General features: G+C 51.8%; 19 protein-coding genes, 13 tRNA genes and 1 other annotated feature. Of the genes, 11 read left to right on the top strand and 21 right to left on the bottom strand.

The window, feature by feature from the left end:
- The first annotated feature begins 1 nt into the window (after position 1).
- Entirely contained in the window at positions 2-643 is a 642-nt protein-coding gene (locus tag FGI41_RS12770; RefSeq protein WP_139490533.1) for a methylthioribulose 1-phosphate dehydratase, read from the top strand.
- A 62-nt stretch (positions 644-705) separates the two neighbouring features.
- On the top strand, positions 706-1,218 hold the full coding sequence (locus FGI41_RS12765; RefSeq protein WP_139490532.1) for a cupin domain-containing protein: 513 nt from the start codon (positions 706-708) through the stop codon (positions 1,216-1,218).
- 474 nt (positions 1,219-1,692) lie between these two features.
- On the opposite strand, the gene FGI41_RS12760 is transcribed toward FGI41_RS12765, so the two are convergent.
- Positions 1,693-3,393 carry a methyl-accepting chemotaxis protein gene (locus FGI41_RS12760; protein ID WP_176560259.1) on the bottom strand — a complete coding sequence of 567 codons (1,701 nt, stop codon included), beginning with the start codon at positions 3,391-3,393 and terminating at the stop codon, positions 1,693-1,695.
- Between the two features lie 212 nt (positions 3,394-3,605).
- Here FGI41_RS12760 and FGI41_RS12755 point away from each other — a divergent pair, with 212 nt between their 5' ends.
- Complete coding sequence (locus FGI41_RS12755) at positions 3,606-3,887, top strand: hypothetical protein (RefSeq protein ID WP_139490530.1); 282 nt, start codon at positions 3,606-3,608, stop codon at positions 3,885-3,887.
- A 95-nt stretch (positions 3,888-3,982) separates the two neighbouring features.
- On the opposite strand, the gene FGI41_RS12750 is transcribed toward FGI41_RS12755, so the two are convergent.
- The 4 genes from FGI41_RS12750 to FGI41_RS12735 form a co-directional block, all read right to left on the bottom strand.
- Positions 3,983-5,761 (bottom strand): acyl-CoA dehydrogenase FadE, encoded by a 1,779-nt coding sequence (locus FGI41_RS12750; RefSeq protein ID WP_139490529.1) that lies wholly within the window; start codon positions 5,759-5,761, stop codon positions 3,983-3,985.
- A 54-nt stretch (positions 5,762-5,815) separates the two neighbouring features.
- Entirely contained in the window at positions 5,816-6,994 is a 1,179-nt protein-coding gene (locus tag FGI41_RS12745) for an acetyl-CoA C-acetyltransferase (protein WP_139490528.1), read from the bottom strand.
- Positions 6,995-7,019: 25 nt separating this feature from the next.
- On the bottom strand, positions 7,020-9,425 hold the full coding sequence (locus FGI41_RS12740) for a 3-hydroxyacyl-CoA dehydrogenase/enoyl-CoA hydratase family protein (protein WP_139490527.1): 2,406 nt from the start codon (positions 9,423-9,425) through the stop codon (positions 7,020-7,022).
- 243 nt (positions 9,426-9,668) lie between these two features.
- Entirely contained in the window at positions 9,669-10,085 is a 417-nt protein-coding gene (locus FGI41_RS12735; RefSeq protein WP_139490526.1) for a hypothetical protein, read from the bottom strand.
- 213 nt (positions 10,086-10,298) lie between these two features.
- Here FGI41_RS12735 and FGI41_RS12730 point away from each other — a divergent pair, with 213 nt between their 5' ends.
- From FGI41_RS12730 to FGI41_RS12695, 8 genes are all read left to right on the top strand, one after another.
- The gene (locus FGI41_RS12730; RefSeq protein WP_139490525.1) at positions 10,299-11,339 is read left to right on the top strand and encodes a hypothetical protein; all 1,041 of its coding nucleotides are present in this window, start codon (positions 10,299-10,301) and stop codon (positions 11,337-11,339) included.
- A gap of 93 nt (positions 11,340-11,432) precedes the next feature.
- Positions 11,433-11,719 (top strand) — a binding site (T-box leader).
- Positions 11,720-11,784: 65 nt separating this feature from the next.
- Complete coding sequence (gene proB / locus FGI41_RS12725; RefSeq protein ID WP_139490524.1) at positions 11,785-12,897, top strand: glutamate 5-kinase; 1,113 nt, start codon at positions 11,785-11,787, stop codon at positions 12,895-12,897.
- 32 nt (positions 12,898-12,929) lie between these two features.
- Complete coding sequence (locus FGI41_RS12720; RefSeq protein ID WP_139490523.1) at positions 12,930-14,204, top strand: glutamate-5-semialdehyde dehydrogenase; 1,275 nt, start codon at positions 12,930-12,932, stop codon at positions 14,202-14,204.
- A 29-nt stretch (positions 14,205-14,233) separates the two neighbouring features.
- Positions 14,234-15,082: a pyrroline-5-carboxylate reductase gene (gene proC / locus FGI41_RS12715; protein ID WP_139490522.1), complete on the top strand. Its 849-nt coding sequence runs from the start codon at positions 14,234-14,236 to the stop codon at positions 15,080-15,082.
- 56 nt (positions 15,083-15,138) lie between these two features.
- Positions 15,139-15,945 (top strand): hypothetical protein, encoded by an 807-nt coding sequence (locus FGI41_RS12710; protein WP_139490521.1) that lies wholly within the window; start codon positions 15,139-15,141, stop codon positions 15,943-15,945.
- Positions 15,946-16,036: 91 nt separating this feature from the next.
- Entirely contained in the window at positions 16,037-17,329 is a 1,293-nt protein-coding gene (locus FGI41_RS12705) for a DUF1800 domain-containing protein (protein WP_139490520.1), read from the top strand.
- A gap of 19 nt (positions 17,330-17,348) precedes the next feature.
- Positions 17,349-18,551, top strand: coding sequence for a DUF1501 domain-containing protein (locus FGI41_RS12700; RefSeq protein ID WP_139490519.1), 1,203 nt, complete (start codon positions 17,349-17,351; stop codon positions 18,549-18,551).
- A gap of 498 nt (positions 18,552-19,049) precedes the next feature.
- Positions 19,050-19,466, top strand: a complete 417-nt coding sequence (locus FGI41_RS12695; protein ID WP_139490518.1) for a cupredoxin domain-containing protein — start codon at positions 19,050-19,052, stop codon at positions 19,464-19,466.
- Here the strand turns inward: FGI41_RS12695 and FGI41_RS12690 are convergent.
- The 16 genes from FGI41_RS12690 to FGI41_RS12615 form a co-directional block, all read right to left on the bottom strand.
- Positions 19,452-20,669, bottom strand: coding sequence for an MFS transporter (locus tag FGI41_RS12690; protein WP_139490517.1), 1,218 nt, complete (start codon positions 20,667-20,669; stop codon positions 19,452-19,454). The genes FGI41_RS12695 and FGI41_RS12690 overlap by 15 nt on opposite strands.
- A 15-nt stretch (positions 20,670-20,684) precedes the next feature.
- On the bottom strand, positions 20,685-21,626 hold the full coding sequence (locus tag FGI41_RS12685) for a 4-hydroxy-3-methylbut-2-enyl diphosphate reductase (RefSeq protein ID WP_139490516.1): 942 nt from the start codon (positions 21,624-21,626) through the stop codon (positions 20,685-20,687).
- A 37-nt stretch (positions 21,627-21,663) separates the two neighbouring features.
- Positions 21,664-22,590 carry a 2-dehydropantoate 2-reductase gene (gene panE, locus FGI41_RS12680; RefSeq protein ID WP_139490515.1) on the bottom strand — a complete coding sequence of 309 codons (927 nt, stop codon included), beginning with the start codon at positions 22,588-22,590 and terminating at the stop codon, positions 21,664-21,666.
- Between the two features lie 268 nt (positions 22,591-22,858).
- Positions 22,859-22,951: transfer RNA gene (locus FGI41_RS12675), tRNA-Ser, on the bottom strand.
- Positions 22,952-22,960: 9 nt separating this feature from the next.
- A tRNA-Asn gene (locus FGI41_RS12670) sits at positions 22,961-23,035 on the bottom strand.
- A 15-nt stretch (positions 23,036-23,050) separates the two neighbouring features.
- A tRNA-Ala gene (locus FGI41_RS12665) sits at positions 23,051-23,126 on the bottom strand.
- Positions 23,127-23,137: 11 nt separating this feature from the next.
- Positions 23,138-23,214 (bottom strand) — tRNA-Ile (locus FGI41_RS12660).
- 17 nt (positions 23,215-23,231) lie between these two features.
- A tRNA-His gene (locus FGI41_RS12655) sits at positions 23,232-23,307 on the bottom strand.
- 35 nt (positions 23,308-23,342) lie between these two features.
- Positions 23,343-23,416, bottom strand: a tRNA-Trp gene (locus FGI41_RS12650).
- A 10-nt stretch (positions 23,417-23,426) separates the two neighbouring features.
- A tRNA-Ser gene (locus FGI41_RS12645) sits at positions 23,427-23,515 on the bottom strand.
- An 11-nt stretch (positions 23,516-23,526) separates the two neighbouring features.
- Positions 23,527-23,597, bottom strand: a tRNA-Gly gene (locus FGI41_RS12640).
- 19 nt (positions 23,598-23,616) lie between these two features.
- Positions 23,617-23,699: transfer RNA gene (locus FGI41_RS12635), tRNA-Leu, on the bottom strand.
- 16 nt (positions 23,700-23,715) lie between these two features.
- Positions 23,716-23,792, bottom strand: a tRNA-Pro gene (locus tag FGI41_RS12630).
- A 15-nt stretch (positions 23,793-23,807) separates the two neighbouring features.
- A tRNA-Arg gene (locus FGI41_RS12625) sits at positions 23,808-23,884 on the bottom strand.
- 8 nt (positions 23,885-23,892) lie between these two features.
- A tRNA-Gly gene (locus FGI41_RS12620) sits at positions 23,893-23,968 on the bottom strand.
- A 19-nt stretch (positions 23,969-23,987) separates the two neighbouring features.
- Positions 23,988-24,063, bottom strand: a tRNA-Lys gene (locus tag FGI41_RS12615).
- Positions 24,064-24,093: the final 30 nt, after the last annotated feature.

Raw genomic sequence — 24,093 nt, 5'->3', positions numbered from 1 at the left:
CGTGGCGACAACCCTCGAACAACGCATCGATGCCTTCAAACGCCTCGACGATGTGAAGCTCACCTTCGCCCGTCGCGACTGGTTCCCAGGCACGAGCGGCAACCTTTCTATCAAAACTGGTGATGACCCGATTGAATTCGCCGTCACCGCAAGCGGCAAGGACAAAACCAAGCTTTCCTCAGAAGACTATCTGATCGTCGACGTGGAAGCCAATCCGATCGAGAAGACCAACCTGAAGCCTTCTGCGGAGACCTTAATCCACGCCGTCGTCTATAAAAATATCCCGTCTGCTGGTGCGTGCTTCCACGTACACACCCTCGGCAACAACCTGATCTCTGAGCTGTACTTCAGCCGTGGTGCTTTTTCCATCCAAGGACAGGAGCTGATCAAGGGCCTTGGTATCTGGGAAGAAAACGCCCGCATCTCAGTACCGATCGTCGAGAACTTCGCAGATATCCCGAAGCTCGCCTCTGCGATTGAAAAAGTAATCACACCAGAAATCCCCGGCGTCTTAATCCGCAACCACGGGATCTACACATGGGGCCGCAATGATTTCGAAGCGAAGCGTCATCTCGAAGCATTCGAATTCTTGTTCGAGTACCACCTGCGCTGGCTGCAGCTGCGTCACATCGATTTACCGTAAACATCTACATCTACATCTACACTATCTATATAAATACAATCAATTATGGGAGGAATACCAAAATGGCAAAAGTACGTTTTCACGATAACAACGAGTACATCACTGGTCGCGAAGCAGTAGAAGCATACCTCAACACCCAAGAAGTTATCTACGAATTCTGGGGTACCGAACGCCTGAACGACCGTCTCCGTGACGCTTATGATCTCTCTGATGAAGAAAAACAACAAATCCTCGATGCGTTCAAACCAGAGATCGACGACATCTCCGCTCGCCGTGGCTACTCCACCGCTGACATCGTGATGCTCTCCGACAAAACCCCTAACCTCGATGCTCTGCTCAACAAATTCGTTGACGAGCACCACCACACCGATGACGAAGTACGCTTCTGCGTAGATGGTCATGGTATCTTCGCAATCCAAGGCAAAGATGGCCGCTACTTCGACGTAGAGCTGGAAGCAGGCGACCTGATCTCCGTTCCTTCCTACTACCGTCACTACTTCACCCTGATGGAAGACCGCAAGATCAAAGCGATCCGTCTGTTCATCACTCCTGCAGGTTGGGAAGCGATCTATTAATTCGCTGATTCATTGATTTGTTCCAATAACAAAAAGACCGGGCGATTGAACTCGTCCGATTCACAGGCTGCTTGGGTTGTACGCTCAAGCAGCTTTTTTATCTGCGAATAAGTAAAAAAAGAGCATGCGCCGATGAATGGCCGCATGCTCTCTATTTTTTCTCACATGTATTTATGTTTTATTGTAACTAAAGTTCTTCATTCTTGTTATTACTCTTCCTGAGATTACTTACACACTTCCTGAATAAACCCCAAAAATCCTTCCCCCATTCCAGAGCAGGGTTCCGAGTGTTTCACCCTTTTTGACAATCAACCCAGCGGAGAAAGAAGCATGGGGAAACGCTTTTAGGGGGAACAGTCCCACTTCCCTGAGTCACCCAGATGTTTTCCCCCGTCTCCCCATGCTTCTTTCGAAGCGGCCAGTCAATCATCCCAGCAAGATTGGCAAATCGGGTGAAACAATCGGAACCTCTGATCAAACTTTGAAAGTACCGACTGCCTCTTGCAGTTCCTCTGCCATCTTGGCAAGCATATTGGAAGCAGCTGTGATCTCCTCCATCGTCGCATTCTGCTCTTCCGCCGCTGCGGCGATCTCTTGCGTATGCGTACTCGCTTGCTCTGATACTTTGGCAATCCCTTCAATCGCAATCACGAGCTGCTGGGTGGTCGTATTCACTTGTTCCACTACCGTGTATACTTCCCCGGTCTGATTGGACACGGAGAAAATCGAACTCATAATCTCATCAAAAGCTTGTCCAGTCTCATGCACATAGGATAAGCCTTCCCGTACGGCATCTGTGCCTTCGTCCATGGCGCTGATCGCTTTGTTGACCTCGGCCTGGACTTCTGCAATCAGTTCGCTGATCTGGCTGGCTGATTGGCTGGACTGCTCGGCGAGTTTGCGTACTTCATCCGCAACAACAGCAAATCCGCGTCCTTGTTCTCCTGCTCTGGCGGCTTCAATCGCTGCATTGAGTGCGAGCAGATTGGTTTGGCTGGCGATCTGGGTGATCAGCCCGACGATTTGCTCGATTTCTTGTGATTTTTTACCGAGTGCGGTCACAACCTCAGCAGAGGCCGTCACTTTTTCATTGAGCATGTTCATCTGCGCTACGGTCTTTTTCACGATATCATTACCCACTCTAGCCCGTTGTACTGCTTCTGTACTGGCATCGCTGACCGTATCAATGCTGACGCTGATCTGCTCCATCCCTTGGGAGATGGCGACAGATGTCTCCGTGGTATGAATGACGGTCTGGAGCTGGTCATCTGCACCGCTCGCAACGTTCTGAATCGAGGTGGCTATCATCTCAGCCGTGTGAGAGGTCTGTTCCGCACTGGCGGACAATTCCTCTGAGGTGGCGACAACCTGGTGAGAGCTGAGCGATATCTGACGGATCAGGCTGTGCAGCTGGCTGGCCATCTGATTCACATTGTCTGCCAAGTCACTCAATTCGTCCTTATTACGCAACACCAGTGGCTCTGCGGTCAGATCACCTTCGGCTACACGCTGCACCTGCTCTCTCACCTTGGTCAGAGAACGGTTGATCGTCCAAGATGTTCCTCCTGCAATCAGTGCTGCAATAATCACCGCAGCAATGGACAAGAAGACGGTCGTGCTTCTGCCCGATTTGTAGAGGGCCACAGAATCATCTGTAGCAAGATCTGCTTCTCTTTTATTGATCTCAATCAACGAAATGATCGCTTGTGAAGCAATTGTAAACGAGCTGTGGGCTTCCTCAAACTCACGTGCCTCCACACCCGCATCCCCTGCTTTCACCGCTGCGATAATATTCGGAATATGCTCAGTGAAATTACTCCAGCTTTTCAGAAATTCATCAAATCTTCTCTGTTCGCTCTCGCCTCTGATCAAAGCAGGATACCCCTTCATATCCTCTTCAAATTCAGTGACGCGATTGGTAATCATCTCCTCGGCTTCCGCCACTTTACGCGGGTCCGTCTCGTTCATCAGATATAGGGTCATGCGCTCGATATCGGCTACATCCCCGTTCATCTCGCCTAGCATAGCCAGACTGGGAACCCGACTGTCATTAATTTCAGAGGCGATTTGCCCCATAGAATCCATCTTGAAGACAGCGATCCCACACGCGCTCAACAGGATCAGATTACTAACCATAAAGCCGAGAATCAGTTTCCAGCGTATCGTCAATCTCATAGAGAACCTCCTGATAATGTAGGTCGTACCTACTATTTTACCTTGCCTCTCCATTGAAAAAAACCCATAACTACCTTTTCCATAATTTTTATTCAAAATAGTAGAAATTTTTTCGATGAATCTATCCGCATAGAGAGGCGGCCCACAGCGGCACAATAAAGAATAGTGGCAGGATACGACGAGACTAACCTTTTGGACGCAGGAGGACCGACATGATTAACAGCACGAATTTTTTGCGCATGCCAGAGTTGGAGAACCAAGAAACCAAAATGTCGCACGACCGTTACGAGGTCTATGTGAACAACGCATTCGTCGGCAACAAGGTATTGCTGACCCAGACCGAGGATGCGCGGGATGTCGAGCGCTTTATCGACAGCCAAGGCTTCATCGATACACAGGTGGACGTGGTGGGTGATCATATTCAGGTCTCGACCGCCAATGATACGGCCGAAGAACTAAAAGACGTGCTCCGGTCTTATCTGGCTATCCGTTGAGTGCTTCAGCTCACGTAACACAAAAAGCCGATGTCCACAAAAGACACCGGCTTTTCATTATGTGATTGGGGTTGGGTTGGAGACGGGGTTAGGAATTAAACGGTGTAGCCATCCGCTTCGATTACGCGCTGTGCAATCGCACGTTTGAGAGCAACGGTGTTAACCGGGTTGCGGCGGGTAAGCTTTTTGAGGATAGAGAGACGCAGACGGAGGTCGTCGCCTTCTTCCATCGCAGCCAGAGCGGTTTTTGCATAGCCTTCTACTTTGTCAAACGCATCTTGAACGTACACAACAGTCAGGTCGAGTTTTTGCTGCTCTTTTTCCAGACCGTTTTTCGCGATTGCTTTTTCGGTACGTTTTACAACGCTGTCCATGGAGTAGAGCTCGATCAGCATATCGGCTGCGAGTGCGAGGAGCTCTTGTTCACGCTCCAGGCTCTTTTGATATTTCATCAGAGCAGAACCTGCTACCATCATGACGATTTTGCGAGTCATGTTGATGAGGTGTTTTTCTGCTGCGAGTGGAGCATCTTCCAGTTCCTCTGGGTAGTAGCTCATCAGCTCTTCTTGCAGACCTGCTGCTGCTTGGAGGAGTGGCAGTTCGCCTTTCATGCCCTTTTTCACGAGTGTGCTTGGGATGAGGAGACGGTTGATCTCGTTGGTACCTTCGAAAATACGGTTGATGCGGGAGTCACGGTACATGTTCTCGATTTCATATTCGGACATGAAGCCGTAGCCACCGTGGATTTGGAGACCTTCGTCTACGCAATAGTCGAGGACTTCGGAAGCGAATACTTTGTTCACAGAGCATTCGATTGCGTATTCAGCGATTGCTTTTGCTACCGCGTGACGGTCGTCAGCTTGCTCACCGAGAGCTTCGAAGGAAGCATCGTAGAGACCTACTGTACGGTATACAGAAGACTCAGAAGCATAGATTTTCGCAGCCATGTTCGCCAATTTGTTTTGGATCAGGGTGAAGCTTGCGATTGGTGTTTTGAATTGTTTACGCTCTTTTGCGTAGGTGGTAGCGAGGTCGAGTGCGCGTTTGGCGGAACCGACTGCACCTACTGCGAGCTTGTAACGGCCGATGTTGAGGATGTTGAACGCGATCACATGGCCTTTGCCTGCATCGCCGAGGAGGTTTTCTACCGGTACATGTACATCTTCGAGGATGACGGTACGGGTGGAAGAACCCTTGATGCCCATTTTCTTCTCTTCTGGACCGAAGGAAACGCCGCCGAATTCACGCTCTACAATGAAAGCGGTGAAGTGCTCGCCGTCGATTTTCGCATATACCACGAATACGTCAGCGAAGCCTGCGTTGGTGATCCATTGTTTTTCACCGTTGAGGATGTAGTGTTTGCCGTCTTCAGACAGACGTGCAGTTGTTTTCGCACCGAGAGCGTCAGAACCAGAACCCGGCTCAGTCAGGCAGTACGCAGCCAAGCGCTTACCAGAAGCGAGGTCTGGGAGATAGCGTTTTTTCTGATCGTCGTTACCGAAGTAGACGATTGGGAGGGAACCGATCCCTACGTGTGCACCGTGGGAGAGGCCGAAGCTGCGGCCGCGTACCATTTTTTCGGTGATGATCGCAGAGCTGATTTTGTCGAGGCCAAGACCATCGTACTTCTCAGGTACATCTGCGCCGAGGAGACCCAGCTCACCTGCTTCTTTGAGCAGACGGACAGAGTGGTCAAAATTGTGGTGCTCGATTTCTTCGAGGTGTGGAAGTACTTCATTTACCACGAAATCTTCAGTGGTTTTGCCGATCATTTTGTGCTCATCAGAAAAATCTTCTGGAGTCAGCACCTCGGAAGCATTGCCTTCTTCGATCAAGAAGATACCGCCGCGGATCAAGTCTTTTGTATCTGCCATGATGGATCGCTCCTTTATTGTTAACTGATTTGATTTTGAATCAAGGTTGAAAAATTAAAGCAGTTCGAACACGCCGGCTGCGCCCATACCGCCGCCGATACACATGGTAACGACACCGATTTTGCCATTGCGGCGTTTCAGTTCATTGAGGATGGAGACAGTCAGCTTCGCACCGGTGCATCCGAGTGGGTGACCGAGGGCGATCGCACCGCCGTTAACGTTGACTTTGCTTTGGTCGAGACCAAGCTCACGGATGACCGCGATAGATTGGGAAGCAAATGCTTCATTGAGCTCGAACAGGTCTACATCGTCTACGGTGAGGCCAGCCATCTTGAGCGCTTTTGGAATCGCTACGACTGGACCGATCCCCATCACGTCTGGGTCTACGCCGCCGACAGTGAAGGAGAGGAACTTGGCGATCGGCTGAACACCAAGCTCTGCTGCTTTTTCAGCGGACATGACGAGCACTGCTGCTGCGCCGTCACTGGTTTGGGAAGAGTTGGCTGCGGTTACGGAACCACGCACGTTAAACGCTGGTTTAAGCTTTGCGAGGGATTCCAGAGTAGAGTCAGGACGTACGCCTTCATCTGTATCAAATGTGTATTCTTTTACGTGGAGCTTGCCTGCATCGTCCACGAAATGTTGTTTGACCGGGATTGGCACGATCTCGTCTTTGTATTTGCCTTCGGCGATCGCAGCCGCTGCACGGCGGTGGGATTCTACTGCAAAAGCGTCTTGGTCTTCACGGGTAACATTGTAGCGCTGTGCGACTTGCTCAGCGGTGTGACCCATGCTCATGTACGCTTCTGGGAGGTTATCAGCCAGCCATGGGTTGAGCGCTACTTTGTTTCCTGTCATAGGAACCTGGCTCATGCTCTCCACGCCGCCTGCGATGATCACATCAGCGCCGCCTACCATGATTTGTTGGGCTGCGTACGCGATGGATTGCAGACCAGAGGAACAAAAACGGTTCACGGTGATACCAGATACATTCGTTGGCAGACCTGCGCGCAGACCGATCAGGCGCGCAAAGTTCATACCTTGTTCAGCTTCCGGGATCGCGTTCCCGATAATCACGTCATCCACCAAAGATGGGTCCAGTTGTGGGACACGGCGGAGCAGGTCACTGACAACTGCCGCCCCCAAATCCACAGGATGAACGTCTTTCAGACTGCCGCGCTTGGATTTGCCGACAGCGGTGCGGGCACCAGCAACGATGACTGCTTCTCTCATGGGGTATCCTCCTTCTCTCTTTTCACTAGTTACGCAGTGGTTTATTTTTCTGGAGCATATGTTGCATGCGTTGTTGTGTTTTTTGCGTTTTGATCAGTTCCAAGAACGCTTTACGTTCAAGCTCAAGGATGTAGGTTTCGTTCACTTCTGTACCTGCTGGCACATTGCCGCCGGACATGACGTACGCTACCTTGCTGCCGATCAGCATGTCGTGGTCAGAGATGTAGCCGCTCATCTTCATCGCGTAGAGGTTTTGCTTGAGGGTCGCGTAGCCGGACTCGCCGATGACCTTGATCTTGCGCTCTTTTGGCGGTACATAGCCTTGACGGTCGAGTTCGAGAACGAATTGTTTGGCATCATAGAGCTGGTGGTCTGCGTTGACGGATACACGGTCTTGTGGACGGAGGTAGCCGATATTGATCGCATCTTTACCGCTGGTGGATACTTTCGCTGTCGCGACGGTCTCGAATGCCTTCGCTACGAACGGGAACGGATCGACTGGTACGGAACCGCCTTGTGGTACGTTTTCCATCGCGCGGAACAGCATTTCTTTGGTACCTGCTGCACCTGGCAGTACACCTACGCCCACTTCGACGAATCCGAGGTAGGTCTCAGCCGCTGCCTGTACGCGGTCTGCGATATATACCATCTCTACACCGCCACCGAGGGTCATGCCGAATGGTGCGGCCACTACCGGACGGTGCATGTAGCGGAGTCGGTTGATGTTGTTGTGGAAGGTTTTTGCCATGTGATCAAGCTCGAACCAGTTCTCGTCTTGTGCTTCCATCAGAGCCATCGCGAGGTTGAGACCTACGCAGAAGTTCTTGCCTTGGTTACCGATGACAAGACCCGCGAAGTTCTTCTCCACTTCATCAGCAGAGTGCTTGAGCATCTGTACGATATCCATGCCGAGTGCGTTGTGCGGGGAAGTGAATTCCAGGCACGCTACGCCATCGCCCAAGTCGATCAGGGCTGCGCCGGAGTTTTTGCGAACCACTTTGCCTTGTTCTTTCAGCGCGGCAAGGTTGATTTTTTCTTTATTTTCTTCGATGCCTTTGTATTGGCCGCCGATAGCAAATGCGTATTGTTGACCTTCTTGCTTGTCATAGAAGGAGGTTTTGCCGCTTGCGAGCAGTTCCTCGACGAGCGCTGGGATGGTTTCGCCTTCTTCGCGCATGCGTGCTACGGACTTCTCGACGCCGATTGCGTCCCATGTCTCAAATGGGCCTTGCTCCCAGCCGAAGCCCCACTTCATCGCATTGTCGATTGCTACGATGTCATCTGCGATTTCAGGTACTTTTGCTGCGGAGTAGACGAGTACTTTTTTCAGCACGTTCCAGAGGAATTCGCTGCCTTTGTCCTTGCCATACACGATGGTTTGCAGCTTTTGTGCCAAGCCTTTTGCGGTCTTCGCCTGTTCGAGCGAGCCGAATTTGGCTTTGCCTTTTGGACGGTATTCAAATGTGTTGTAGTCAAGCACTTGGATCTCTTTGCCTGCAGCAGACTTCACTTGCTTGTAGAAGCCTTGGCCTGCTTTTTGACCGATCCAGCGGTTTTCTACCATTTTGGTGAGCAATTCTGGAATTTCGAAGGTTGCGGCTTCTTCGCCCGTAGTTTTCACGCGGACGTTGCCTGCTACGTGTACGTAGGTGTCGAGACCTACCACGTCGAGCGTGCGGAACGTTGCGGATTTGGGGCGGCCGATGACTGGACCTGTAAGCGCATCCACTTCATCGACGGAAAGACCGAGACGGAGCATTTCTTGAATGGTAACCTGCAAGCCGTATGTACCGATACGGTTCGCAATGAAGTTAGGTGTGTCTTTGCAGAGTACGGTTCCTTTGCCGAGTACGAACTCGCCGAACTGGAGCATGAACTCCGTGATCGCCGGGTCTGTCTCGTTGCCTGGGATGATTTCAAGAAGCTTCAGATAACGCGGTGGGTTGAAGAAGTGCGTACCGAGGAAGTGCTTCTTGAATTCTTCGGAGCGGCCTTCCACCATCTCATTGATGGAGACACCGGATGTATTGGAAGAGATGATCGTGCCTGGTTTGCGGTTAGCTTCCACAGACGCGAACACTTTTTTCTTAACGTCAAGGTTCTCTACGACGACTTCGATGATCCAGTCCACTTCGCCGAGGACGGACAGGTTGTCTTCGAGGTTGCCAACGGTGATCAGGTTGATGTCTGCTTTGTCATAGAGTGGAGCTGGCTTTTCTTTAAGCAGGCGGTCTTTCCCTGCTTGAGCGATGCGGTTGCGTACCGCTGGATGCTCAAGAGTAAGCCCCTTTTTCGTTTCCTCCTCGGTCAATTCGCGTGGAACGATATCAAGCAGATAAGTAGGAATCCCTACGTTTGCCAGATGTGCGGCGATACCTGCACCCATTACACCGGAACCAAGGACTGCCGCTTTACGAATTTTGCGTTCCATCATGTACCCTCCTTCATTTCCCCTATGCTTTGTTTAATAGGTATGTTGTCTCGTATGAGGACATGCCTCTTTGAATCCTTGAATGAATACTCATTCATTATAAGGTTGTAAAAAACATCCCACAAAAATCACGCTTTCAAAAACGATTTTGTGGAATGTTGGAATCTCGTTCAAAAAATGAATCATCGTTCAGTTTTTATTTTAATCGAAAAACCGACAGCATGCAATCGAAAAAATGCCCATCTACATTTCGACTTTTAAGAAGCTGCCATCGCGAAGCATGGTCAATTCACCCATGATGAAAGCGAGGTCTTCTGAATCCTCGAACTCTGGGTTGTTCTCCAGGTTTTCCAGACGGCGAAGGAGGATGTTGGCGAAGTCTTGGATCTGCATTGGTGTCGCTTCTGCCTCTTCTTCATTAAGTACGTCCACACTGTCAAAGCCTTGGACATGGGTGATCATACGGAAGCCGCCGAGGTCTCCGAGGTAGTTCTTTTTGTTGAACGGGGATTTCTGGAGCTTCTTAAACATCACCATGATGTCGTTGGAGACTTGGGTTGGGAACACCACTTGATGGAATTTACGTTTGCTGCTTTCTTCTGTTTTGATGATAACGAGATCAAATGCGTCTTGCTTTTTCTTTTTGCCAAAGCCGAACATGATGGGTCCACCTCACATGCTTGATTATGTATTCCTATAATGATAAGTCGAATCGGGTCAACACACAAGCCCTGCGCCCTCTTTTCTGTTTAGGTTATCCTGAAATCCCCCTGAGCGTACAGGCCAAGGACTGGTAAAAAACAACTGGATTAGATTCCAAACCTCTGCAAAAAAATATGTCCATCAATATGCTCAACTAGGGGGATTACCATAATGAAGCACATAAGACCACTAGCTTTGCTGCTCGCACTCTCGCTGGTATTCACAGGTTGTGGCGGCGGGAAAGACCAAGGACAAGGTAAGGACAATGCCAAGACCCAGTCGAAGGAACAAGGCAAGGGCGGCGGAAAGCAAAAAGCCCAAGGTGGTGGCAAACAAAAGGCTCAGGGCGGTGACAAGCAAAAAGCGCAAGGCTCTAAGGATAAAGCAAGCGGCAGAAAAGGTGTCGGCGGACAGGAACAGGCACAAACCCAAGGCAAAGGCGGCAAACCGACATCGGCGATCCAACACATGGAGAACAACGAAACCGATCTCGTGCTGTTCCTGAACAAAGCGGAGAACGTCACCAACGATCTTCACTACGCAGCCGCTCATCTGAAAAACGGCAAAACCGTCACCGAGGATGGTGTTGTCTACCGTCAGCTGCCAGAGCGTTTTTCCACGAAAGAAAAGATCATCGGTCACTTCTCCCGCTACTGGAGCCGCTCTCTCGCGGTACGGATGTATGATAATCTCGACACCAAGATCCAGAATGGCAAGGTATATCTCGCGACCCCGTCAAAAGATTATCCGGTCTTCATCTCCACCCGCAACACCGCGATTCAGCCGCTTCCTGGCGGTGTAAACGCAGGTGCAATCGGTCAACAGACCGGGATGAAATCAGGTAATGGTGCTGCAGCGGATCGCCGGGGCGGTCCAACCGGTCCAAACGGCGCTGCCAACAACAATGACGCGGGTAATGCCGTCGCTGACGGTGGTGCAGGTGGTACTGTCAACCAACTCGTCAAGGACGGAAGCAACAAAGTAGCCGGCACCACCAACCGCCTGCGCACTGACATCAATGCCGGACTGCACCGCAACGGCACTGCCCAAGGCACAGCTCAACCCGGTGTCACTGTCGTCGTGAAGGATATCGCCCCTCCAGGTTACGCAGGCAATCGCATCGTCACCTACCATCTGGTGAAAGACAAGAAAACCAACATGTATGAAATCGACAAGCGCACAGGCGATTACGGTGCCGCCAAGTACCGATAAAACAGATTATATCAATTAAATAAGTTTATTCCATTCAGCACCTTGACATTTTTATGCAACCACCACCATAATTATAAAAAACATCCTCCATACGGCATTGCGTTGATGGGAAACAGTAGAGCCACCATTTCCGGTGCAGAGAGCGAAACTCAGCGGCTGAGAGGTTTCGCCCGGCAAACGGCTTGAACCTATCCCGGAGCGGCTAGGGATAACCTAGACAGGATTCTTTCCCCTGTTACCAAGGAAAGCGCTCTACCCACCCGTCCTATCCATAGGTCTTGGTGCCGGAGCGAAAAGTGGATGCTTGGGCGTGTGCCGTTTTTGGATTGGCTCAGCATCAAATAAGGTGGTACCGCGAAAAGTAACCTTTCGTCCTTATGATTGATTTCATTCATAGGGGCGGAAGGTTTTTTGTTTTATCCAAAAAGGGAGTGTGTGATACAGCATGAGTAAAAAGCGGGTGGTTGTGAAGGTAGGAAGCAGTTCACTGGCCAAAGACCAAGGCGGTTGCGATCTCGACAAAATGCAGCTGATCGTCTCGACGATCGCCACCCTCCGTGACGCTGGTCATGAAGTGGTGCTCGTCTCCTCTGGCGCGGTAGCAAGTGGATACACGAGACTTGGGTTTGAGCGGCGTCCCCGCAAGCTGGCAGCCAAGCAGGCAGCAGCGGCAGTCGGGCAAGGTCTTTTGATGCAAAATTATAACCAGCTGTTTGGCACGTACGATTATACGGTGGCGCAGATTCTGCTCACACGCGGTGACTTTTCGGACCAGGAGCGGTACCGGCATGCTTTTCAGACGGTTTCCCTTTTGCTCTCGCGTGGGGTGATTCCGATTATTAATGAGAATGATACGGTTTCGGTATCGGAGCTGACCTTCTCTGACAATGACATGCTGGGGGCTTTGGTCGCCGGGCTGGTACATGCGGACTTGTACGTGATCCTGACAGACACAGATGGTTTTTATGATAAGCATCCCCAGAAGTATCCAGATGCGAAGCGGTTTTCGACGATTGGCGAGATTACGCCTGAGCTGCTTGCACTGGCTGGAGATGCCGGGTCACTCGGAACCGGCGGGATGCGCTCCAAGCTGATTGCGGCACAGACGGCCCAGCAGCTGGGGATCTCCACTTTTATCGGGCGTGCAGTAGATGAACAGAGCCTGATGCATATTCTGGAAGGGAACGGTGAAGGTACATATGCCCATCATCCCTCCCACACCACAGGTGAAAAAAACAGCGTACCTGCCCGCAAGCAATGGATAGCGATTCACTCCCGGGTGAGCGGTGAGATCCATGTCGATGCAGGAGCTGCCGAAGCTTTATTAGAGAAGAACCGCAGCTTGTTGCTTGCTGGGATCTGCAGAGTGATTGGTTCATTTGATCCAGGCGAAGTGGTAGATGTGTATACCGATGGCAAACCAATCGGCAGGGGCAAGACACGGTTCTCCGCTGACGAGCTCCGCATCGCAATCGCCCGTCCAGACGGAATTCGCCTATCCGGTGATGTCATCAATCGCGATCACTGGGTATCACAGCCTGTCAGTTCCTATCGGTAGAGCCAGATAAAAAGAGAAGGAGTCGGTTGAGGATGAATCAGGGAAATCTTACTGTACGTATAAGCGTGACGGAGCAAGCGAGACAGGCAAAGGAGGCCTCCTCGGCTTGGGCACTGTTTACACGTGAACAAAAAGACGAAGCATTACGCAAAATCGGAAGCCAGCTTTTACAGGATGAAGCTTACATCCTGAGTGAAAATCAAAAGGATATGCAGGCAGCCAAGGCTGAGCAGCATCCAGCCAGCTATCTCGACCGTCTGCTTCTGACCCCGGAGCGGATCAAAGGACTGGTGCAGAGCTTAGAAGACCTCGCCAAGCTGCCAGATCCGATCGGGGAAGTCATCACAGAGTGGACCTTGCCGAATGGTCTGCATATCCAACAGACGCGCGTCCCACTTGGGGTAATCGGGATGGTCTATGAAGCCCGTCCCAATGTGACCATCGACGCGGCGGCGATTGCGCTCAAGACAGGCAATGCGATTGTCCTGCGCGGCAGCCGCTCTGCCAGCCACTCTAACCAAGCGTTGACCCGCAGTATCCGAACCGCTCTAGAGCAGATGAATCTCCCGCATGAAGCGGTGCAATATCTAGAGACAACCGACCGCGAAGCCGTCGACGTGCTCTGTACGCTCAATGAGTATGTCGATGTGATCATCCCACGCGGAGGCGCCTCGCTGATCAGTCGGGTGGTGAAGACCTCTACCGTACCCGTACTTGAAACCGGTGTCGGCAACTGCCACATCTACATCGACGAGACAGCATCCTACGAGATGGCCGAAGCGATTATCCTCAATGCCAAAACACAGCGTCCAGCGGTATGTAACGCGGCCGAGACGCTTTTGATACACGAGGCTTTTGCCCGACAATACGGAGAACAGCTGCTCACCAGCCTGCTTGATGCCAACGTACAGCTTCGCGCTTGTGAGCGTACCCTCCAGAACCATCCTTCCCTCTCCCTTGTTGAAGCGACAGCGACAGATTGGGATGCTGAGTTCCTTGATCTGATCCTCGCTGTCAAGACGGTAGGCAGCCTGCAAGAAGCGATGAATCATATTGCTACACACGGCACCAAGCACTCGGAAGCGATCATCACCGAGAACCAAGCCAATGCCCAGCTTTTCCTGCGCGCCGTCGATGCCGCCGCTGTCTATCACAATGCATCCACCCGCTTTACCGATGGCGGTGAATTCGGATTCGGTGCTGAGATCGGAATCAGCACCCAGAAAATCCATGCCCGTGGGCCGATGGGTCTGCCTGCTCTCACCTCTAGCAAATACCAGATCGCCGGTAACGGTCAGATTCGATAAAACCATAAAAGAAAACGGAGGAATGAAACATGTGTGCATCAGCCCGTCATCTTGAGCTTCGGAAGCTTCGCGTCGGTTTTTTAGGTGCTGGCTCGATTGTAGAAGCGATTCTTGCAGGAATTATCAATAAGGAGCTATTGTCTGCCGATCAGGTATTGATCACCAACCGCAGCGATGATGAGCGTCTCCATAAGCTCGCAACGGACTACGGCGTACAGACTCTGCGCGACAAAACACAGCTGATCGAACAATCCGACCTGTTGATTCTTGCCATGAAGCCAAAAGACGCACAGGAAGCCTGCCTCGACTTACGCGGGCTGGTACGCCCAGATCAACTGGTCATCTCCGTCATCGCCGGGGTACCTACCCAAGCGATCAGCGAATGGCTCTCCGTCGACTGCCCAATCGTCAGAACCATGCCAAACACATCCTCTGCCGTCGGACTCTCCGCAACCGGGATTGCTGCGGGCCGCTTTGCAGATGAGGGGCATCTCGCTCTGGCTTCCTGCCTGTTTGAAGCGATTGGCTCTGTGTACGCCGTTCCTGAGACAGAGCTGGATATTATCACAGGTCTGTCCGGTAGCGGGCCTGCTTACTTTTACTACTTCGTGGAAGCGATGCAGGGTGCGGGACGCGAAGCGGGTCTCTCCTCTGAGATGGCGCGTGAGCTGACGATCCAGACGATCCTCGGTGCCGCCCACATGCTCCGTCATACCCAGGAAGAGCCGGAGATCCTTCGCCGCAAGGTCACCAGCCCAGGCGGAACCACTCAAGCCGGGCTCGAAGTACTGGAGTCTTTTGATGTCAAACATGCACTCACTGCCGCTGTCCTGCGTGCTGCCGAACGGGCAAAAGAATTAGGCAGTCAATACCGTTAGAAGGCTGTCCGTGTTATACTGGATGTACAAAAAAGTCTGACTAACGGAGGATGCTGATGCAGATATATGCGTTATATGGAACAAGCGGTACAGGCAAAAGTTCAAGCGCCATCACTCTTGCCCATCAACTCCACATCGATGCGATTATCGACGACGGCATCCTGGTCTTCCAAGGACGCAAAGTAGCAGGTACTTCTGCCAAGTATGAAAACACCAAGATTCGGGCGGTTAAGCGTGCGATTTTTCACTTCGATGACCATGCACAAGAAGTCCGCTCCACAATCCAGGAGCTGCCGATCAAGCGTCTGCTGATCCTCGGCACTTCCATACGCATGGTGGAAAAGATCGCGGCTACACTGAATCTGCCGTCCATCCACGAATATATTTCCATCGAATCCATCAAATCGGAACAAGAAATCGAAGCGGCCCGCTACATCCGCGAGACGATGGGCAAACACGTCATTCCCATCCCCCGCGTAGAGGTCGAAAAAGACTTTTTCCAAAAAATAATTGCCTCAGCACAAAAGATTCTTTCGCCGAAAAAAGAAGTAATAGGGGAAACGACCATCGTTCAACCGGCCTTTTCCGGCGGACGTATCCAGATCTACGAGCAAGTGCTACGCAAGCTGGTACAACAGACCTGCAACCGATTTACGGAAGTGACCAAGGTCTCCAAGGTCGACTATACCTTCTCTGACCTGCCTCGTCTCTCTCTGGCTGTCGCCGTCCGTGTCCCTCTGGGAACTCCGATCCGCTCGCTGGTCAATGATATGCAGATTGCCTTGCATGATGATTTGAGCTTTTATCTGCACATCGCTCCGGCCAGTGTGGATATTCAGATCCAATCGATAGAGATTGCGTAGCAGCACACCCTCCCCTTTCGCCTATGCGTCAGGGGTTTTTCCATTCTGACAAGGATTATTTCTGTTATGGCTACCGCACAGGAGGTACACGATGCCCGACCCGATTCGACGATTGCTTAACCGTGCCGCTCTCGGCTACTGGGAACCTGCGATCACCCAGCGTACCCGAGACCAGGTGATCGCCCTTTTGCTCAAACCAGATCCAAAACCGTACGCCTTGGAAGCCACCGTTCCCTACATCGACAAGGCTACTCCCGACTCGACCGCCGACCGATACAAGCTGTATGAGATCGAAGCAGAGAACTACGGCAAAATCCAACGCTACTGGGTTCATCGCATGGTGAATACCAAATATCCCCTTCAGGAAAAAATGGCACTATTCTGGCATAATCATTTTGCCACCGGATTCAGTAAAGTGAAGCATGCCAAGCTGCTGGCCCGCCAGTACGATATCTTCTATAAATATGCGTTCGGCAAGCTGGGGGATATGCTGCGGCTGATCAGCACGGATGCGGCTATGCTTACCTGGCTGGACGGGATGCGTAATATGAAGTACGCCCCTAATGAGAATTATGCCCGTGAACTGTTTGAGCTCTTTACCCTTGGGGTGGGTCACTACACCGAAAAAGATGTGAAGGAAACAGCACGGGCACTGACCGGCTGGCAATTGGACACCACGACAGGAAAAGTCTATTTTCACCGCCCTTATCACGACAGTGGAGGGAAGACGATTTTTGGCAAGAGCGGCAAGTTTGCGCTGGCTGATGTCATCCGAATCATCCTGGAGAACCCGCAGACTGCCCGTTTTATCACGGAAAAGGTGCTTCAGACGTTCGTCACGCCGACTCCGAAAAAACAGGACATTGAGCGTTTTGCGGCCATATACCGGAAGAGCCAGTACGAGATGCGGACCTTGCTCAAAGCGGTGTTAAGTGACCCGCTGTTTGACATAGAAGCCAAGAAGCGTTCACTCGTGCGTCCCCCGGTTGATCTGCTGGTCGCCTCCTATCGTGCCGGGGCTGTGCCGATGCGTCCGGAGTTCATCTACAGTTATCTTTTTGAGTGTGGACAGACACTGTTCAACCCTCCTTCTGTAGCTGGCTGGGAAGGTGGACATGCCTGGATTGCCTCTGCTCCGATGATCGCCCGCTACCGTCTGGCCAAGGAGATCGGGCAGACCGCATGGAACCTGACGACCAAGAACCGGATCTATAAAGGCTCCGATGTGATCCTCTTCTGGGCGAAGCGCCTCTGCTTCGTGCCCAGCCAGACGACCCTGGATACCTTGCTTCCTTATACCAATGGCGGATCAGCGGTGAAGGCTCCCAATCTGCAAGCGATGCTTACCCTGCTCGTTTTTGCCCCTGAAAATCAGAGATATTAATGGATTGGAGTGCCCCTAGATGACGACGATTTCAAGACGCGAATTTATCATCCGTTCCGGTGCGCTATTGCTGGGCCTTGGTATGGGAGAGACCCTGATCTCTGCCCTCACATCCCCCAACGTGGCACATGCCGCCAACCGTCCCACGAATGCTCCCAAGCTTGTCGTCGTCCAGCTGACTGGTGGCAACGACGGGTTGAACACCATCATCCCCTACACCAATGGCGTGTACTACGACAACCGTCCCCGCATCGCGGTCAAGCAGAATCAGGTGCTTGCCATCAACAAACAGCTCGGCTTCCACGCTTCGATGCCTGGGATCAACACCCTGTACCAGCAAGGCAAAGTGGGCATCATCCAAGGTGTCGGCTATCCCAATCCCGACCTTTCCCACTTCCGCTCGATGGATATCTGGCACAGCGGTGATCCCGTCACCCCGAAAAAACAAGGCTGGCTCGCCCGCTACCTCCAGCAGACACAAGGTTCAGCCGATCAGCCTGTCCGCGCCATCGAGATCGGCCAACGCCTCTCCCATGCGTTGAACGGTCAGGTGCATGTGCCTTGTATCCAAAATGTCGGCTCCTACAAGGTGGAAAAGGATGAGCAGATGCTTAAAAGCCTCCGCAAGCTGTATCAGATCAAACCGGGTGATGCCTTTACCGATGTGAAGACACGCGGCAACAGCCTGTTTGTCAGCACCGACCGGATCAGTACCTTGACTCCACAAGACCTCGGCTATCCGAGCACCCCTTTTGGCCGTGACTTGGCAACTGCCGCCGCGATCATCAAAGGCGGTCTCGACACCCAGATCATCTATACGCAAATGAACGGCTACGACGAGCACGCCAGCGAAAACAGCTCCCATCCTAAGCTGTTGAGCCAATTGGATCAGGCGATCAGCTTTTTCTATCATGATCTGGCCCAAAACAAACTGGCGGACAATGTGGTGATCATGATGTTTTCCGAGTTCGGCCGACGCCTCAAGGAAAACAGCTCTGTCGGTACAGACCACGGTACATCCGGCCCGGTCTTTTTGATTGGCAATCCGGTAAAAGGCGGCTTACATGGCGAGCATCCATCCCTTGCAAAATTAGTTAATGGTGACTTGCCCTATACCGTGGATTTCCGCAGTGTGTATGCCACCGTGATCGATAAATGGCTGGGTGGAGCGCATCAGGATATCCTCGGGAAGCGGTTTGAGGTGCTGCCTGTGTTTCGTTAGATTCTTTTAAAAGTGGTGATGGCTCCGGCAGGAGCATGAGTACAATCTGTTTTCCAGTCGCCTTTCCCTCACTTCGTTCGGCCGGTCTTCTTACAAACAGATTGTACTCATGCTCTTCTCGTTTCACCAGCTGTCAATACTACTAGACTCAACGGAATAAGTTGTAAGTAATAAAAAAGATCGTCCTGTTCTAATCATCCTAGGCTGGAACATGGCGATCTCTTTTTCTTTTTATCCCTTTTCATGTAGTAAGTATTTTTTCTTATTGGTTGGCCAAAGGCCGAGCGTGGGGAGGAAGGGAGAAGCTGTTTGTAAGGAGACCGGCTGAACGAAGTGAGGGAAAGGCGACTGGAAAACAGCTTCTCCCTTCCTCCTCACGCTCCTACCGGAGCCAAAGCCACCAACCAAAAAATCTTACACAATAAACCCACATACATGTTGTCCCACCTGCTGTCTCATACTAGGAATAACTTGGTCACAAAAGGAGCTGCATGTAAGATGCCTGACTATATCGTTACCCGCCTGTCCCGAATGCCCCGTCCACGTTTTCCGCTGATCGCGTTCCTGATCATCACTGTCCTGTTCATCGGCAATCACATCCCTTCCCAAGCCCTCTCCGCGCCACCGATCGGCATACAGACAAAAACCCAATCGGTGACGATCACCTCGATTGGGTTTTTGCCAAATCATATTCATGTCCAAGCGGGCGAAGAAATCACCCTGAAGATTATCAATTCCGATCAGAAGCCACATAATTTTGTCATGCAGGAGCTGAATGTCCTCTCCAAAAACCTGCATCCCGGTCAATCGACGACCGTCAGCTTCACCGCGCCTCAGGTCGGCAGCTTCGTCTATCTCTCCAATACCCCCGGTTATCCCGAACAGGGGTATCGCGGCACGCTAATCATCAAGTAGGTACCGTTCTTTTTTAAACGGACCAAAGCGGATCAGCAACAGCGGAATCAAGCCAAGCACCGAGGCGATTCCGAAAAAGGTATACGTCGCAAGAATACCTGCCTCGTCCTTAATAATCCCGGCCATCAGGTTGCAGAACATCGTACCCAGACCATGCCCCACAGACGAGAAGATCGCAAGCGCCGTCACCTGCAGTGAGTTCGGCGTATTCTCCCGGACAAACTGCGCAGCCGTCGCGAGATAGAAGCCGACAGACATCCCCTGAATGAAGAACATCACAAGAATGATCGTCGTACTCGGTGCCGTCCCATACCAGATCCAGCGTGCAGCCGATACCGCCCCCGCAAACAGAATCGTCAACTCAATCCCGAAGCGGCGGGCAAAGTAGCTCGCCACCCGCATAAACGGTGCCTCACTGCCTGCGAACAGCAGAAACGCAAGACCTACACCCGCCACCGTACCTCCGATGCCTTGGTAGTAGTACGAGAACCACGTATTGTTGGCATTGATCGCCCCAAAGATAAAGAAGGAACTACACAAAAACAGCAGGAAACGCGGAAGCTTAATCAAGCGCCCCAAGCCCCTGAAAATGTTGGCGTTAACGTTCATGCTGGCCCCTTCATCAGGAATTCTCCGGATAAAAAAGATCGCTGCCACAAACGCCAGCGCATAAAAGTAAAACACCGCAAACGGTCCCACGATCCCAATCGCCTGACCCGTAAGAAACACGGCGAGGGCAAAGCCGACCGCCCCCCACAATCTCAGGTTCCCGAACTGAATCCCTCTTTTCGTCGCGAACGAGAGAGCCAAGCTGTCTGAGATCGGCGTCACCGCACACTGGAACAAGGACAACAACGCAAACGTAGCCAAAATCCAAGCATACGACGTCACCATCGTAAAGAGCAGGGAGACGGCCGCCGCCAGGAGCAGTGTCGTGATCAGTACAGGTCTGCGGATCTGGAACCGGTCACAGATAATTCCCCAGATCGGTTGAAACAGAATCGAGATGACAGGCGTAATCGAGGTAATCGTTCCGACCTGTGTCCCCGTCAGATTCATCATGATAAAATACTGACTCAACAACGGAGTCAACGCGCCATACGCGTAATAAATGAACAGGTACATCCCACTGATGGCAACAGTGGTTTTGGAGGCGCCAGGATCGCCGCCCTTAGCCGTTTGCTTCTCTTGAGGCAAGCTCATCCCATATCCTTCTTTCTATGATTCCTTCACGGTAGGCAACAGTTTATCCATACGAACCGTACGTGTCTTTTCCCATGTGGCCGGATTGTTCTCATCATATTGCTCCAAGAAAGCAATCACTTCCTTGGTCAACGGAGTCGGAGTAGATGCGCCAGATGTAACGGCGACGGTCTGCTTGCCCTTCAGCCAATCCAGATTCAGTTCGGATAAGTCAGCGATACGGTATGCTTCCACACCAGCAATCTCCTCGGATACCTGTGCAAGTCGGTTGGAGTTGTTACTGCGCGGATCACCCACGACGATCGTCACGTCTGCTTCCCCCGCCTGATTGGCAACCGCTTCTTGGCGGACTTGGGTTGCGAGACAGATTTCGTTGTGCACCTCGACATGCGCGTAACGCTCGCGGATCGCATCCATCAGATGCTTCACGTCCCATTGGCTCATCGTCGTCTGGTTGGTGACGATCACCTTATCCGCCGTTACGTTGAGCTTCGCCACATCATCAGCGGTCTGCACCAGATGTACCGCGTCAGGAGCTACCCCCATCGCGCCTTCTGGTTCCGGATGACCCTTTTTCCCGATGTAGATGACCTCATAGCCGTTCGCCACTTTTTCTTTAATCAGATCATGGGTCTTAGTCACGTCAGGGCAGGTCGCATCCACGACGGTCAACCCTTTTTCCGCCGCTTTCTGGCGGACAACCGGAGAGACACCATGGGCCGTAAAAATCACGGTACCCTGATCCACTTTATCAAGAAGTTCCAGACGGTCTTCCCCGTCCAGCGTAATAATCCCTTCATTCTTAAATGCTTCTGTGACATGTGCATTGTGCACAATCATCCCCAAAATATGAATCGGACGGGGAAGATTCTGGTCCTTGGCCGCCTTAATCGCCAGCACCATCGCATCTACGACACCATAGCAATAGCCTCGGGGCGCAATTTTAATGACTTGCATGAGTCACCCTCCTTTTTTCCTGCCCCCTATTATATCACTACTCCTGTGCTGCCCGCTTCATTTCGTATACTTTCAGATTATTGTAAATTACTTGGAGCAACGGTGTCTGCACCTGATACTGCTCAGCCAGCTTCAGCAGATAGCCCTGCAGATGATCTGCCTCGATATCCAGGCCTTTTTCCATGTCACGAAGCATCGAGGACTTCATCTTGTAGCCCTGTTGCTGGAACACCTGGAAATGGCTCTCCTCGATATCCGCATCGATCGGAGCACCATGCGCCCGCATCACCGCCGCAGCCTCCTCAAGCAGCTGACGGGTCAACGACTGGCCATACTGGGAATCACGGATCGGCCCGACCGAAGACTGCATCAAGGTCGTCATCCCGGACAATGTCGTGATGAACAAGTACTTGTGCCACATCTCACGCTGAATATTTTCACTGGAGTCATACACCGCATTGGCCCCAGCAAAAAGCTCTTCCAATGCCTTGATTCGCTCTGTCTTGCCTCCTTTCCATTCGCCGTACGCGAGACGATGCGCCTTGCTCGTATGTACGATCTCCCCATGCTCATTGAGTGTCGACTCGATAAAACAGAGACCACCGAGCACCCGCTCCACTCCGAATGTCTCCTGCAGCTTAGGTAAATGCGCGATCCCGTTGAGCAGCGGGATGATCATCGTCTCTTCACCCACATACGGTCGGATGCTCGCTACCGCCTCTTCATAGTGATAAGCCTTCATGGTCAGCAGGATCACATCATAGGACTCGACTGCTTCCCCGCTCGTGATCAGCTTCGGTGTCAGTGTCACATCTCCATTGACACTGTGAATCACCAGACCACGCTCCTGTAGCTCCCCACGCCGTCTTTCCCGTACCAGAAAGGTCACGTCTCCCCCTTTCTCCGCCAAACGTCCGCCAAAATAACCACCAACCGCACCTGCACCAAGAACCAACACTTTCATCTGCGTCTCTTCCCTTCTATCTATGTGGTAAAATGTTTGGTAAAGTCTGTTAGCTTCAATCAGATGCCAACACTATACAGGATGCTGTGTCGTTAAACAATATGGGTGCTGATAAAAGATTTTTTATAGCTGTTGCCATGCCCCGCTTTCTATGTACATCCAACCCATTCAGACAAAAAAAAGCCCCGACACAGCAACCGCTGCCTCAGAGCTTTCTACTTTTGTATCCGATATGTAAACCGCAGTGCGATTCATTTCTACAATAAGATGGCGGACAGGGTGGGATTTGAACCCACGAGACGGTTCAACACCGCCTACACGATTTCCAATCGTGCTCCTTCGGCCGCTCGGACACCTGTCCACATAAAAATGGCTCCTCAGGACGGACTCGAACCGCCAGCCTACCGGTTAACAGCCGGTTGCTCCACCATTGAGCTACTGAGGAACACTACTATAAAATTGGTGGAGCTGAACGGGATCGAACCGATGACCTCCTGCTTGCAAGGCAGGCGCTCTCCCAACTGAGCTACAGCCCCAAATGTATGGGTGGTGGGCCTAGGCTGACTCGAACAGCCGACCTCACGCTTATCAGGCGTGCGCTCTAACCAACTGAGCTATAGGCCCATTCATTTGAGTAGATATGGGGCGATCGAGGGGATTCGAACCCCCGAGTGCCGGAGCCACAATCCGGTGTGTTAACCGCTTCACCACGACCGCCATACGTAACTTGATTCAGTTTGTTGCTAGAAAAATGGCAGGGGCAGTAGGAATCGAACCCACACCAAAGGTTTTGGAGACCTTCGTTCTACCTTTAAACTATGCCCCTAAAAGGTAAGTGGCGGAGGGAGAGGGATTCGAACCCCCGTGACGTTGCCGCCTAACGGTTTTCAAGACCGCCCCGTTATGACCACTTCGGTATCCCTCCGTATATGCAAGAGCGGGTGATGGGAATCGAACCCACGCGACCAGCTTGGAAGGCTGGAGTTCTACCATTGAACTACACCCGCATACTTTTGGATGAAAAGTTGGTGCCGGTAGAGGGACTTGAACCCCCACGGTTTCCCTCACGATTTTGAGTCGCGCGCGTCTGCCAATTCCGCCATACCGGCTTATTCAGATGAAAAATGGTCGGGAAGACAGGATTCGAACCTGCGACCCCTTGGTCCCAAGCCAAGTACTCTACCAAGCTGAGCTACTTCCCGACTGTTGTGTAAAGATGGCGTGCCCTGAGAGATTCGAACTCCCGACCTTTTGATTCGTAGTCAAACGCTCTATCCGGCTGAGCTAAGGGCACATCTGTTATGGAGCGGACGAAGGGTCTCGAACCCTCGACCTTCGCCTTGGCAAGGCGACGCTCTACCAATTGAGCTACGTCCGCATCTTATTGTTTGGAAAAATGGTGAGCCATGAAGGACTCGAACCTTCGACCCTCTGATTAAAAGTCAGATGCTCTACCAACTGAGCTAATGGCTCCCATAATGGCTGGGGTACTAGGATTTGAAC

This window comes from Brevibacillus dissolubilis (genome assembly GCF_006170445.1).
Lineage (GTDB): Bacteria > Bacillota > Bacilli > Brevibacillales > Brevibacillaceae > Brevibacillus_B > Brevibacillus_B dissolubilis.
The sequence above is the reverse complement of the archived record's forward strand: the minus strand, read 5'-3'. Positions and strand labels throughout refer to the sequence as shown.

What these genes read in the sequence shown, in the direction of transcription:
- FGI41_RS12765 (WP_139490532.1), top strand. Translation starts at nt 706, where the DNA reads ATGGCAAAAGTACGTTTTCACGATAACAACGAGTACATCACTGGTCGC.
- FGI41_RS12760 (WP_176560259.1), bottom strand. Translation starts at nt 3,393, where the DNA reads ATGAGATTGACGATACGCTGGAAACTGATTCTCGGCTTTATGGTTAGT.
- FGI41_RS12755 (WP_139490530.1), top strand. Translation starts at nt 3,606, where the DNA reads ATGATTAACAGCACGAATTTTTTGCGCATGCCAGAGTTGGAGAACCAA.
- FGI41_RS12750 (WP_139490529.1), bottom strand. Translation starts at nt 5,761, where the DNA reads ATGGCAGATACAAAAGACTTGATCCGCGGCGGTATCTTCTTGATCGAA.
- FGI41_RS12745 (WP_139490528.1), bottom strand. Translation starts at nt 6,994, where the DNA reads ATGAGAGAAGCAGTCATCGTTGCTGGTGCCCGCACCGCTGTCGGCAAA.
- FGI41_RS12740 (WP_139490527.1), bottom strand. Translation starts at nt 9,425, where the DNA reads ATGGAACGCAAAATTCGTAAAGCGGCAGTCCTTGGTTCCGGTGTAATG.
- FGI41_RS12735 (WP_139490526.1), bottom strand. Translation starts at nt 10,085, where the DNA reads ATGTTCGGCTTTGGCAAAAAGAAAAAGCAAGACGCATTTGATCTCGTT.
- FGI41_RS12730 (WP_139490525.1), top strand. Translation starts at nt 10,299, where the DNA reads ATGAAGCACATAAGACCACTAGCTTTGCTGCTCGCACTCTCGCTGGTA.
- proB (WP_139490524.1), top strand. Translation starts at nt 11,785, where the DNA reads ATGAGTAAAAAGCGGGTGGTTGTGAAGGTAGGAAGCAGTTCACTGGCC.
- FGI41_RS12720 (WP_139490523.1), top strand. Translation starts at nt 12,930, where the DNA reads ATGAATCAGGGAAATCTTACTGTACGTATAAGCGTGACGGAGCAAGCG.
- proC (WP_139490522.1), top strand. Translation starts at nt 14,234, where the DNA reads ATGTGTGCATCAGCCCGTCATCTTGAGCTTCGGAAGCTTCGCGTCGGT.
- FGI41_RS12710 (WP_139490521.1), top strand. Translation starts at nt 15,139, where the DNA reads ATGCAGATATATGCGTTATATGGAACAAGCGGTACAGGCAAAAGTTCA.
- FGI41_RS12705 (WP_139490520.1), top strand. Translation starts at nt 16,037, where the DNA reads ATGCCCGACCCGATTCGACGATTGCTTAACCGTGCCGCTCTCGGCTAC.
- FGI41_RS12700 (WP_139490519.1), top strand. Translation starts at nt 17,349, where the DNA reads ATGACGACGATTTCAAGACGCGAATTTATCATCCGTTCCGGTGCGCTA.
- FGI41_RS12695 (WP_139490518.1), top strand. Translation starts at nt 19,050, where the DNA reads ATGCCTGACTATATCGTTACCCGCCTGTCCCGAATGCCCCGTCCACGT.
- FGI41_RS12690 (WP_139490517.1), bottom strand. Translation starts at nt 20,669, where the DNA reads ATGAGCTTGCCTCAAGAGAAGCAAACGGCTAAGGGCGGCGATCCTGGC.
- FGI41_RS12685 (WP_139490516.1), bottom strand. Translation starts at nt 21,626, where the DNA reads ATGCAAGTCATTAAAATTGCGCCCCGAGGCTATTGCTATGGTGTCGTA.
- panE (WP_139490515.1), bottom strand. Translation starts at nt 22,590, where the DNA reads ATGAAAGTGTTGGTTCTTGGTGCAGGTGCGGTTGGTGGTTATTTTGGC.